The following is a 12,892-nucleotide window of genomic DNA, read 5'->3' as shown; positions in this document are numbered from 1 at the left end:
AATAAAAATTATTCTTTATTAACATATCAACTCTATTTATGGTATAATTTCAACTTTAATATCATCTAAGAAAATGCGGTTTTTACCTTTACCCACACCTACAAGCGCAAAATCGCCACCAAGCAACCTTAATTGTGTTTGGTTTGTTGCTCCGGTAATTGTGAAGGTATAGGTTGATGCTGCATCTTCCCAAATTGCAGTACAATCTGGATCGGTATCGTAATTTGGCCAATTACTTATAGTAAATGCATCTACACTAGTGGTACCTGGACCAACCACCCCAATATTTAAAATATTATCGTCTTGGGTTCCGGCTTTGGTTTGGTAAGGCACTGCTTTAAATGTAACCTTTACATTGGTTTCTTCGTCTAGACTTAAAAATTTTGGAGAAATTAAATCGCCACCGTAACCTGTTTTTCCAAGTTTTACAAAACCTGTTCTGGCGTATACCACTTGCTGATTGCTTGAATTTGTATTTGGTGTACTTGTCCAGCCTCTTTCTAGCTCTTCATCAATCCAAGAATCCATACGTTTTTCGCCAGATGTGGTGTAAAAAATAGTACTTCCGTAGGTTAGCCAATCGAAATGTTCTTCTAAAACAATACTTCCATCTAATTGAGTAATATTAATACTTTTACTTAAGGATGGATGGTCTTCTGAACTTACGGTTAAAATAGCTGTTCGCTCTGTTCCTATATTTTTTTCTGCTGAAAGTTTTATGGCTGTTTCTGTGGTTTCTATTTCACTAATCCAATCGCCATTTGTTATTTGGTAGGTCCAGTCTACATTAGTGCTTAAGTTTATTTGAAAATCGGCTCCAGCAGAAGTAAAACTAATACCTTCTTCGGCATTTTGAATAGTTATAAACGGAATATTAGCTTCTTGTTCTACCCTAAATAAAGCCGGTTGTTCTTTACCATTAACTATGAAAGCAAAATTCATAACCCTTGCATCGAACGTATTGTTTTCTTCAATAATAAATTTGAAAATACCGTCATCATCTCCTTTATTAGGAAAAGCCTTTACCCAATCGCCTTCACTTTGGGCAACAACTTCCCAAGATCCGTTAGAGCGCACCACATAACTTTGCGTTAATCCGTTAATATCGGCCACAAGTCCTGTTGGGTTCTCTTCAATGGTAAAATAGGGTTCACTTGCAATATCCTCGTCTTCATTACATGAAAACGCAAGAAATAACACTGATAATATGGTAAACAACCTCAACATTTTGGTTGCATATATTTTAAATATTGTATTCATTTTTTTTATTTTTTTTGTAGTTGATTTTAGTTTCCGCTTTCAATGGCTTGTAGACTCCACCAAACAGGTGTTTTCATATCATTTTCACCATTCATGCGCGTTAAAGCCTCTTGAGCATTAGCATTATTAGTTGCCATTGTTGTATTTGGATATGCAAAACGTGTTGGCAAAATGTAATCGTTAAATACGGCCCCACGACCAATAGTTAACTCAGGATATCCAGTACGACGGTATTCATGGTAAGCTTCCATACCTATCCAGAACAATGCTAAATATTTTTGGTTTGCAATTAACGCTTCTTTATTTGTTGCTGCATCCCATGAGGCTAACTCTGAAGTTAAAAACGTGTTTATTTGTTCTTCTGAAATTTCAACAGGCACTTCACTAAACGCACCTAATTCTGCCCATTTTTCAATTGAAGCTGTAACGGCGCTTTCATAATATTGTTTAGCTTGAGCCTCACCACCAGGAATAGCACCTTTTAAAGCCGCTTCGGCCAAAATAAATTGCACTTCAGCAAAATCCATATAGCTTGCCGGCATTTCGGCTCTACAAAATACAGCTGTGTTTAACCACGATGTTCCAGCATCAACTTCGCTTTGCTCTGCTTCTGTACAACCTGCTACAGTACCTTTCCAAACATTTTCGCCATTTACTAAATAATTCGGATTTTTTTTACCATAAATGGCCAATCGTGGATCCTCGTAAGTTTGATTTCCAAAATCGTCGGTAATAACCGTCATTTTAATAAGCTGTTCTGTTAATTTTCTTCCAGAACTTGTAAAACCGTTTTCGTTAGTGTTAGCAAACTCACTACGATATGGGTCTGCTCCAGAAAACTGAACCGTAGCGTTGTCTGCATTCGATTCGAATATTGGATATTCACTTGGGTTATTAATTATCTTTGTTATTAAAGCTGCGGTATTCATTTCTGCTCTACCACTTACACGACATAATAAACGCAGGTATAAAGCATTATTAAATTTTTTCCATTGCTCCATGCTTCCACCATACATGCCATCTAAGGCAGGTTTAATAAACACAGGGTTTTCGGCATATAAACTATTAGCGGTTTCTAAATCGTTAAACATTTGCAGGTAAACCTCTTTTTGAGAATCAAACTTAGGTTCGGCTGTACCACCTTCGCGTACTTGAAATGCTTCAGAGTAAGGCACATCGCCATACATATCGGTTAAATTAGACATATACAACACCTTTAACGTCAAAGCAATTGCCTGTAAAGACTCATCGTTTTCGGCCACACTTAAATCGTACATATGCAGCGCATTGTTTGTATAGCGGGCATAGGTATTCCAAACATTTTGCCAATTTTGATCGCCAATAAAATAGCGGTGCTCTTGTCTGGTTGTTCCACCAGTAAAGGCGGTAAATTGTATTAACTCGTTATTCCAAAACCACGTGTAGTATTGCCAAGCGTTAATACCATTATACAGTAACGGTTCGAACATACCACTCGCTTGAATATCACCAACATTGGTACGGTTTGGATTGGTGTTTATTTCTTCAAAATCTGATGTACAGGCTAATACCAAACTAATTAAGCCTATAGTTAATATTTTCTTTAAATAATTCATAACTGTTTTTTAGAATGAAAGTTTAACGTTAAGTCCGTAAGTTCTTGTCATCGGGAAAGTCATGGCCTCAATACCTTTATAAATATTAGAACCGTTAAGCATACCCGTATCTGGATCGTACTGTGGGAAATCTGTAATCATGAAAACATTAGTAGCATAAGCCCCAAAACTTATACCATTAAACACCTCTATTTTACTTAATAATTTTGCAGGTAATTGATAATCTAATCGTAACTCTCTTAGTTTTAAATATGAAGTATCGAAAGTGTTCATTTCTGTATTATTTCGGTTCCAAACGTAGGTATTGTAATAGGTTTGAATACTGTTTGTTACCGTAGTGTTTTTGGTATAAGAAATGGTTCCATCGGTATTTTCAACGGCATTAACACCATTATGAACAAGCCCATCGTAGCGCCCTTCAATTGAATTATTAAGTTTACCTTGGTAAGACAACGCAAAGTTTGTTACAGAAAAGGCATTACCACCTAACTGACCTGCAAATGTTGCTGATAGCATTAAGTTTTTATATTTAAAACGCTGTACCATACCAGCACGCCAATCCGGATTTACATTTCCAATTCGGGTTTCAGGAGAATTATCTAGTATTGGATACCCTTCGGAGTTTACAATATGCATACCTGATGCATCTTGAGTTTCGCCATTTTCATCTATATACGTTGCACCTTCTGGGGCTTTTTGAAAACCACGCCCATATAAAACATGCATTTCTTCGCCTACATAAGAGTAAACATAAGTTCTGCTTCCTATGGTTGTTCCCATATCTGTTTGTAATGGTACCGAAGCATCCCAACCATCTTGTAAGCTTACTAATTTATTAATATTTTTAGACCAGGTTACATCAAAATCCCATTTAAAATCTTTGGTTTTTACGGGTACAAAATTTGCTGAAACCTCTAAACCTTTGTTAGAAATTTCGCCTGCATTTATAGTCATTCCAGTAGCACCAGTAATTTGATCTACATCTACCGAAACTATTTGATTTGTAGTTGAAGAATGGTAAGCTGTAACATCGAAAGACACTCTGTTTTTAAATAATTTAGCTTCAATACCTGCCTCCCAACTTTCTACATTTTCTGGTTGAATTAATGGATTTGGTATGGTTCCAGGCAATACATAACCTCCAGGAAACGATGTTGTACTATACACTTGATCTAGAGAGTAAGCCGAAGTATCGTTACCTACATTTGCCCAAGATACGCGTGCTTTTAACATATCGACCCAAGGTGCGTGGGTTTTTAAATTAAACGTTTTATCTAATAATGCACTAGCTGAAACCGATGGGTAAAAATAAGACCAGTTACCTCTTGCCAATGTACTAGACCAATCGTTACGTCCGGTAACATCTAAAAAATAAGCATCGTCCCAACTTAACGACACTAAACCATAAAGACTATTTACTGTTTTTTCGCTTCTGTAGTTGTAAGGATCTGGATTTACACCTGTTGGCACATTTGTGGCGTGGTAAATGCCTTCTTCACCTAACTCACTTAATGTAATCTTGTTATTATAATACTCGTTAATACGATTATTACCACCAACCATAGCAGAAAAACCTAAACGCCCGTTACTAAATGTATTATTGTAACGCAACATAAAATCGTTGTTATTCTCTAACACTCTAACGGTTTGCTCTCTGTAAAATCCGTTTTGGTAACCAGCAGTGTAGTGTGGTTTTCGTTGGGTTCTAAACTCGTCGGACCAATCTAACCCCGAACGCAAATCTAAGGTTAAGCCTTTTAAAATATTAAAGGTTAAACCAATGCTACCAAAAACACGATTTTTATCTTGTGTGTTTAAGGCTTCATAAAGCGTACGGTATGGATTAAACGAATTTGCCGATGGAAACACAAGCCCCATACCATTTTCGCCACCTGCATTCCAATTGGCATAATTGTAACGTCCATTAAAATATTCGTCTTTCCAATCTTGAATGCTATTTACGTTAAAACCCCATACCAAAGCGTACATTGGGTTGGTTTCATCGTAACCACTTACCGGCATGTTATCGCTTGTTTTTTTATTGTAATTTACTTTTGCAGTTAATTTAATATGGTCTGAAACTGGTGTATTTATAGCTAAAGAAACTGTGTTACGCTTAAAACCAGTGTTTGGTAAAATCCATTCATTTTTAAAATCGGTTACCGAAAAACGTGTAGATGTTCCGTTACCATTATTACCATTAATACTTACCGTATTATTTGTTGTAATTCCCGTTTGAAACAGACCTGTATACCAATCGTCTTGATATACCCATGGTAATTTTGTATACGTGTTATCGTCCCAATTTTTAGAGGCGTACAAATAACGCAGCTCATTGGCATCAAACGCTTCACCAAAGGTATAACGTGAATAATGTCTAGCCTGTTCTATTCCATCTGGTGCCATTTCTGGAGTAAGTTCCCAAAGTGAGTACTCGCTAGCACCCATATCGGACCCATTACCAAATTGGGTTTGAAAATCTGGAAAAAATCCTGCTTGCTCAAAAGTTATTGAAGAATTTACCGTAATGCCTAAACCTTTATTTTTTCGACCCGATTTAGTGGTTATCATAATCGCACCATTTGCTGCACGCGAACCGTATAATGCTGCCGCAGCTGGACCTTTTAAAATTGATACAGACTCAATGTCGTCTGGATTAATATCACTCATGCCATCGCCATAATCTACAGGAGCATCGGCTTGTGCATAATTACTAACGCTGCTGGTTGCTGTGGTTCCAGAATTTACTGGCACACCATCTATTACAAAAAGCGCTTCGTTACTGCCGTAGTTTAAAGATTGATCGCCGCGTAAACTCACTCTAATAGAACTACTAGGTCCAGAGTTTGCCGATGTAAATGTTAATCCTGCTACTTTACCATTTAAACTATTTAACCAGTTTCCTGAAACGGTTTTGGTTAATTCATCACTTTCTATTTTTGCAACAGAATAGCCTAGAGATTTTTCTTCGCGCGTAATATTTAAAGCCGTTACAACTACCTCATCGATAGCTATAATATCTTCTTGCATTGTAATATTATAAACAGCTTTATTTTTGGTAATATTTTCTTCTACAGTAAGCATACCCATGAACGAAAAAACTAAAGTGCCATTTTCTGGAACTTGTAGTGTGTAATTACCATCAAAATCTGTTAAAGCACCGGTATTAGTACCTTTTAAAATTACGTTTACGCCTCCAATAGGCATACCTTGACTGTCTTTTACATTACCGTTGACTTTTACTTTGGTAACACCACTTAAAGTAATATTTGTACCATTTACTAAATAGTTTATTTGAGCATCTTTACATATTTTATCTAAAATTGTTTTTAATTTTTGATTGGTAAAACTATATGTAAAGACATTTTTATTATTTAAAATAGCATTAGAATAGCTAAATTGATAGGGTGTTTTTTGCTCTAGTTGATTAAAAATTGCATTAAGCGTAACATTTTTTACGTTTAATGATGTTGTGGTTTTGTCTAGATTGTTTTGTGCTATAATACGTTGTGTAGACACACAAAACAACGTAATTGTTAACATAAATAGCACCAAAAATTGTGTGGGAAATAATTTTCTTTTTTGGTATAAATTTAATTTCATAATTTAGTAATTACTTTTTTAGTAAAAAGGATTTTTTAAAAGATCTAATAAGCTGGAGTTGGTGACGCAACTCCAGTTTTTTTTTGTGTTTGTGTTTATTCTTATAATTTATTTAATTATTATCGTGTTGTGCTCTATGGTGTACTGCAGCCCTACCATAAACTCTAAACTTTTTAGTACTTCTTCTAGAGGTTTATTGTTATAAACTGCACGTATTTTTTTATTTAATAGTGTTTTGGAATCGCATTTTATACTAACATTATACCATGTTTCTATTTTGCTAAATGCTTCTTGTAGCGTAATGGCATTAAACTGCAATATGTTTTTGTGCCAATTGGTTGCATAATCGGCGTTAATGCCAGATTTTTCTAATGTATTTAAAGCTTTATTAAACACTACTTGAGTGTTTTTTACCAGTATAAATTGGTTATTGGTTTTGGTATTTTCTACCTTAACTTTTCCTGTTTTTACAACCACACTAAAATTAGTAGCGTTTGTATTGTTTACGTTAAATGAGGTACCTAATACGGTAGTTTTAAAATTACCCGAGTTAACCATAAAGGGCTTGCTTTCGTTTCGTTTTACTTTAAAAAACGCTTCGCCGGTTAAAAACACTTCGCGTTGTTTGGTGGAAAATTTTTCTGGATAACGTAGTTGTGCACCTGCATTTAAAAACACCGTAGAACTATCTGGTAACATTATTTGTGTACGTTGCCCTTTTAAACTAGAAGCAACTATATAATTAACAGCCGTTTTAGAAACGTACAACTTGTTAAACCACAACCCAACACTTAATAAAAGTGCAAAAGAAGCAGCAATAGCTAAAGCCTTTTTGTTAATTAGGAATTTACGCTTTTCGTCTTCTTTAATTTTTTTGCGTAATTTTTCGAGACCGCGTTTAAGATTAAACTCGTTATACACCGGCGATAATGTATTGTAAACCTGTGCATTTTGTAACGCCTTATATTTTGCTTCATAACTTGTATCTTGCAAATAACGCTCAAGTAATGCCTTATCTTTAGCAGAAGCCTCGTTTGCTAAATTTTTAAGCGCAATTTCATAAAAAGTATCGTCGTTCATCTGTTATGGTCTTTTACTAGTAAGACCAAAATAAACGCATTAACCTACCATTGCAATCTGTTAACAAATGGTTATCTAAACATCAATAAAACAAAAACAGAAGGGAAGAACGCAGGTAATAAATTGCGATTCGTATTGGGCAACATGCTTCATGGCTTCGAGCATTTGTTTTTGCACCGTGCTTACCGAGACACCAAGTTTATCGGCAATTTCTTTGTATTTTAAACCGTCTATTCTATTCAGTTTAAATATTATTTTACGCTGTTGCGGTAACTCTTCTATTATTTTGTCTATCTGGTTTTTTACTTCATTATAATGTAAGCCTTGATCTGTACTTAAATGAGAAAAATTATCGGTTTCTTTAGTAGCTTGTAGTTTTAAAGTATTCGCTTTTTCTTTATTTACTACGTTAATAGACAGGTTTTTAGTAGCTACAAACAAATACGCTTTTAAAGAAGTTTTTATGTGAAGTGTTTTTCGGTTTTGCCATATTTTTAAAAACACATCGGCAACAACCTCTTCGGCCAAGTCTGGACGTTCTACATATTGCTTAGAAAACAAGCATAAGTTAAAATAATACTTTTGAAACAGCTGCTCTAAAGCTTGCTGATTATTGTTTTTAACACAATTGAAAAGTATTTCGTCTTGATCCACCGTAAAAAAATAGCTGTTTTTAAAAAAACAAAACTATTAGTTCTACATAGGTAGTTTGTTACTAAAAAATTAAGTTTTTATTATGTTTTTAATTTTATTAATTAAATCGAGAGGAAACCAAAAGTCCAAGGCAAACTTCTTATTACAAAATCATTTATAAAAAAAAGACTCTCCATTTAAAATGAAGAGTCTTACTCGTTTCGTGCGGGCGGAGAGACTCGAACTCTCACACCTCGCGGCACTAGATCCTAAGTCTAGCGTGTCTACCAATTCCACCACGCCCGCAATATGTATTCCCGATCACTATCAAGAATCGGGATGCAAATATAATCAAGATTTTTAAATTGCAAACCTATTATCATTAAAAACATACTTTTTTTAATACTTTTGAAAACAATCTTCTTAATTTAATTATGCAAAACATTCAATCTTACATAAAAGAACATAAAGACCGCTTTTTAAACGAAATAATCGACTTACTTAAAATACCATCAATTAGTGCAGATTCCTCCTATAAAGACGACGTTTTAAAAGCCGCTGCTTCTATAAAAATAAGTCTAGAAAAAGCCGGTTGCGACACTGTTGAAATATGTGAAACCGCTGGCTACCCTATTGTTTATGGCGAAAAAACAATAAACCCAAACCTACCAACTGTTTTAGTTTACGGGCATTACGATGTACAACCACCAGACCCAATAAATTTATGGGATTCCCCGCCTTTTGAACCTGTTATTAAAAAAACCGAACTACACCCCGAAGGCGCCATATTTGCACGCGGTGCCTGCGACGATAAAGGCCAAATGTACATGCATATAAAAGCTATAGAGTTTATGACGGCCAATAACAAGCTACCATGCAATGTAAAGTTTATGATTGAGGGCGAAGAAGAAGTAGGCAGCGCAAACCTAGCAACTTTTGTAAAAAACAACCAGGAGAAGTTAAAAAACGACGTTATTTTAATTTCTGATACAGGCATGATTGCCAACGATGTGCCATCAATAACAACAGGATTACGCGGACTTAGCTACGTTGAAGTTGAAGTAACCGGACCAAACAGAGATTTACATTCTGGACTTTATGGCGGCGCAGTTGCCAACCCAATAAATGTGCTTGCAAAAATGATTGCTTCGCTACACGACGAAAACAACCATATCACCATTCCTGGGTTTTACGATAAAGTTGAAAACCTAAGCGATGCCGAACGCGCAGAAATGGCTAAAGCGCCTTTTTCTTTAGAAAACTATAAAAAGGCTTTAAACATCGAGGCTGTTTACGGCGAAACCGGTTACAGTACCAACGAGCGCAACTCCATCCGCCCAACCCTAGATGTTAATGGTATTTGGGGCGGCTACACAGGTGAAGGTGCTAAAACCGTAATAGCAAGTAAGGCTTATGCAAAAATATCCATGCGCTTGGTTCCTAATCAAAACTGGGAAGAAATCACCGAATTATTCCAAAAACACTTCGAAAGCATCGCTCCAAAAGCCGTAAAAGTAAAAGTAACACCCCACCATGGCGGACAAGGTTATGTAACACCAATAAATAGCATAGGTTACCAAGCCGCAAGTAAAGCCTACCAACAAACCTTCGGAAAAACCCCAATACCACAGCGTAGCGGTGGTAGTATTCCAATTGTATCGCTTTTCGAGCAAGAACTAAAAAGCAAAACCATTTTAATGGGCTTTGGGTTAAACAGCGACGCCATACACTCGCCTAACGAGCATTTTGGAGTATGGAATTACCTAAAAGGCATAGAAACCATACCGTATTTCTATAAATATTTTACAGAATTAAATAATTAAAAATTGGGCGTTACCCCTCCCGATAGATTTCGGGATCGGGAGGGGTCGCGCTATACACTACTAGTTTTGGCTCAAAGCAGCTACTCGCCAAAAGCTATCCGTTTCTATCGCTAACGCAAAGCAGAACTTAAATGAAAAATACAAACTATCAAAATTTACTTTTTCTATTATTATCAACTCTGCTTTTAAGCACCTCTGGTCCGTTAGGAAAATTTATAAACCTAGATCCGCCAGTAATAATATGGTCTCGCTGTATTCTAGCAAGCGTCTGTCTTTTTATTTATTACTCCATTAAAAAAGTAAATTTAAAGTTAGGCTCTAAAAAAGATTATATAACTCTTACTATTAGCGCATTATTTTTTGCAGCACATTTAATAACCTATTTTTATGCATTAAAATTATCAAACGTAGCTATTGGTATGTTGTCGTTATTTACTTACCCAATGATAACCGCATTAATTGAACCTATTTTTATAAAAGTTAAATTCGATCCTGTATATATACTTTTAAGTTTAATTGTGCTTTTAGGTTTATATATTCTATCACCAGAATTTAGCATAGAAAACACTTATTTTGAAGCTATTCTGTTTGGCTTACTTTCGGCCTTGATATATGCTTTACGAAACATAATTTCAAAAAAACTAATATCAAAATACTCAGGAAAAAGCATTATGTTTAACCAATTGGTAGTAATTAGTATTGTATTATTTCCAGTAGTATTTCTATTCGACACCCAAAATATAAGTACTCAATATCCTTATTTAATAATGCTCGCATTAATTACAACAGCCATTGGCCATACCATGCTTGTTAGCAGTTTTAAACATTTTTCGGTAAGTACCGCTAGTATAATTAGCAGCCTACAACCTATATTCGGTATACTACTTGCCTTTATATTTTTAAACGAAAAACCCAATATAAATACCTATATTGGAGGTAGTTTAATTTTATTAACGGTAATTATTGAGAGTATTAGAAGTAGAAAATAATTTCATTATTAAAAATCATTCTAAATAACAAAAATTAACTACTTTTGTCGCCTACTGGAAGACGATGCATAGAACAGATGATGACATATTACTTTTAAAACAATTTAAATCTGGTAACGAACGTACGTTCGAACACTTTTTTAACAAGTACTACAACCACATCGTTGGTTTTTGCGTTCAATTTGTTTATAGCGAAAACGAAGCTAAAAATATTACACAAGAAGCTTTTGTTAATCTGTGGCTTAATAAAGAAAAAATAGATAGCTTAAACGGTATTAAATCTTTTTTATACACTTATTCAAAATCTAAATGCTTAAACGCCATACGCCACCAAAAAGTAAAAGAAAAATATAAAAATCAAGCGTTAAACAACAAGGAAAAACAACTAAATATTGAAGTTTTAAACGCTATGAAATTCGACACTATGTCGCTCACAGAGCTTGAAAGTTTAATTACTCAATCTGTTTACGAACTGCCAGACAAAACTCAAGAAATCTTCATAAAAAAAAGGTTTGAGAATAAAAAAAATAAAGAAATAGCCTTAGAACTTAATATTAGCATAAAAACTGTTGAAGCCCATATAACAAAGGCTTTAAACATTTTAAAAACCAAACTTTCAGATTATTTACCTTCAATATTAATCGCTTTTTTACTTTTTTAACAAAAAACTTACGAATACAATAGGGTATTTATCTTTTAGCGGGTACTAACTACAAACCCGGAAAAGAAAGGATAAATTTATCATTTTCTTTTTAACAATTTCAACAAACGAAACTTTGCGTAAAATGATTTTAGAATTAATATATAAATATCTGGACAACCAAGCTTCAGAAAAGGAAGTTGAAATTATTTTTAATTGGATTGAAACTTCAGAAGAAAACAAAGCAAAATTTATAGAACTAAAAAAAACTTGGCTTCTTACCCAGACTAATTCTGGTTTACCATTAGACCAAAATAATTTTCAAGACGTCAAAAATGAAATTAAATCTATTGAAAAGAAAAAGCGATTCAATTACCTTAAATATGCTGCAGTTTTAATAATATTTCTTGGCATAACCTTTATAATAAAAACTATTTCAACAAATAACAACACGATTACAAATAGTATCGTTATTGAAAATGAAAATGGTAACATCAATTTAATTCAAACAGATCAAAACAAAACTATTGTAAATGAAAATGGCGAAATTATAGGTCAGCAAAATGCTAACGAAATAGTATACACACCAAATAATACCAAAAAGGCTTTAGCGTACAACACCATTAAAGTACCCTATGGAAAAACCTTTAAGCTAACGCTATCAGACGGAACTATTGTACACTTAAATGCTGGTACCAAGTTTAAATATCCTACTCAGTTTAACTTAAACAACCCTAGGCAAGTTTTTTTAACAGGTGAAGCCTTTTTTAAGGTTACCAAAGATGCAAAGCGTCCTTTTAAAGTGAACACCCAATCTGTAAACGTAAATGTTCTAGGTACAACCTTTAACCTAAGTGCTTATCCCGACGATTTAACCACGCATTGCGAACTTGTTGAAGGCTCTGTAAAGCTTACTCAAAGCAACAATCCTAAAAACAGCACATTACTAAAACCCAACGAAAAATCTAGCTTTAGCCTTAACAACAACAAATTTACAACAACAGCAACCGATATTTCACCATATATAGCTTGGGTTTATGGCGACTTAGTTTTTAAAAATCAAACATTTAAAGACTTAACCATAAAACTAGAGCGTGCTTATGGAGTTAAAATAATAAACAAGAACAAACAACTTGCTATAGAAAAATTTTCTGGAACTATAAACTTTAAAACTTCGAGTGTAGAGGACTTCTTGAATTTATTAAAGTACGATACACCTTTTAATTTTTACAGAAAGAATAATACTACTATAGAAATAACAAACTAAAA

Annotated in this window: 9 protein-coding genes and 1 tRNA gene; 4 read left to right on the top strand and 6 right to left on the bottom strand. The window is 34.4% G+C overall.

The window, feature by feature from the left end; translation table 11 throughout:
- Positions 1 to 36 precede the first annotated feature (36 nt).
- The 6 genes from LG651_RS05030 to LG651_RS05005 all read right to left on the bottom strand — a co-directional run bounded on the left by LG651_RS05030 (position 37) and on the right by LG651_RS05005 (position 8,477).
- Complete coding sequence (locus LG651_RS05030; protein ID WP_226695064.1) at positions 37 to 1,260, bottom strand: BACON domain-containing protein; 1,224 nt, start codon at positions 1,258 to 1,260, stop codon at positions 37 to 39.
- A 26-nt stretch (positions 1,261 to 1,286) separates the two neighbouring features.
- Positions 1,287 to 2,855 carry a SusD/RagB family nutrient-binding outer membrane lipoprotein gene (locus LG651_RS05025; RefSeq protein ID WP_226695063.1) on the bottom strand — a complete coding sequence of 523 codons (1,569 nt, stop codon included), beginning with the start codon at positions 2,853 to 2,855 and terminating at the stop codon, positions 1,287 to 1,289.
- A gap of 9 nt (positions 2,856 to 2,864) precedes the next feature.
- Positions 2,865 to 6,458 (bottom strand): SusC/RagA family TonB-linked outer membrane protein, encoded by a 3,594-nt coding sequence (locus LG651_RS05020; RefSeq protein ID WP_226695062.1) that lies wholly within the window; start codon positions 6,456 to 6,458, stop codon positions 2,865 to 2,867.
- 108 nt (positions 6,459 to 6,566) lie between these two features.
- Positions 6,567 to 7,538, bottom strand: coding sequence for a FecR family protein (locus LG651_RS05015; RefSeq protein WP_226695061.1), 972 nt, complete (start codon positions 7,536 to 7,538; stop codon positions 6,567 to 6,569).
- A 75-nt stretch (positions 7,539 to 7,613) separates the two neighbouring features.
- Positions 7,614 to 8,192: an RNA polymerase sigma-70 factor gene (locus LG651_RS05010; RefSeq protein ID WP_226695060.1), complete on the bottom strand. Its 579-nt coding sequence runs from the start codon at positions 8,190 to 8,192 to the stop codon at positions 7,614 to 7,616.
- Positions 8,193 to 8,395: 203 nt separating this feature from the next.
- A tRNA-Leu gene (locus tag LG651_RS05005) sits at positions 8,396 to 8,477 on the bottom strand.
- 128 nt (positions 8,478 to 8,605) lie between these two features.
- Between LG651_RS05005 and LG651_RS05000 the strand changes: the two genes are divergently transcribed.
- From LG651_RS05000 to LG651_RS04985, 4 genes are all read left to right on the top strand, one after another.
- The gene (locus tag LG651_RS05000) at positions 8,606 to 9,994 is read left to right on the top strand and encodes a dipeptidase (protein ID WP_226695059.1); all 1,389 of its coding nucleotides are present in this window, start codon (positions 8,606 to 8,608) and stop codon (positions 9,992 to 9,994) included.
- Positions 9,995 to 10,125: 131 nt separating this feature from the next.
- Positions 10,126 to 10,983 carry a DMT family transporter gene (locus tag LG651_RS04995; RefSeq protein ID WP_226695058.1) on the top strand — a complete coding sequence of 286 codons (858 nt, stop codon included), beginning with the start codon at positions 10,126 to 10,128 and terminating at the stop codon, positions 10,981 to 10,983.
- Between the two features lie 64 nt (positions 10,984 to 11,047).
- Positions 11,048 to 11,644: an RNA polymerase sigma-70 factor gene (locus tag LG651_RS04990; RefSeq protein WP_226695057.1), complete on the top strand. Its 597-nt coding sequence runs from the start codon at positions 11,048 to 11,050 to the stop codon at positions 11,642 to 11,644.
- A 124-nt stretch (positions 11,645 to 11,768) separates the two neighbouring features.
- Entirely contained in the window at positions 11,769 to 12,890 is a 1,122-nt protein-coding gene (locus tag LG651_RS04985) for a FecR family protein (RefSeq protein WP_226695056.1), read from the top strand.
- Positions 12,891 to 12,892: the final 2 nt, after the last annotated feature.

It is taken from the genome of Neotamlana sargassicola (assembly GCF_020523965.1).
GTDB classification, from domain to species: domain Bacteria; phylum Bacteroidota; class Bacteroidia; order Flavobacteriales; family Flavobacteriaceae; genus Neotamlana; species Neotamlana sargassicola.
The sequence above is the reverse complement of the archived record's forward strand: the minus strand, read 5'-3'. Positions and strand labels throughout refer to the sequence as shown.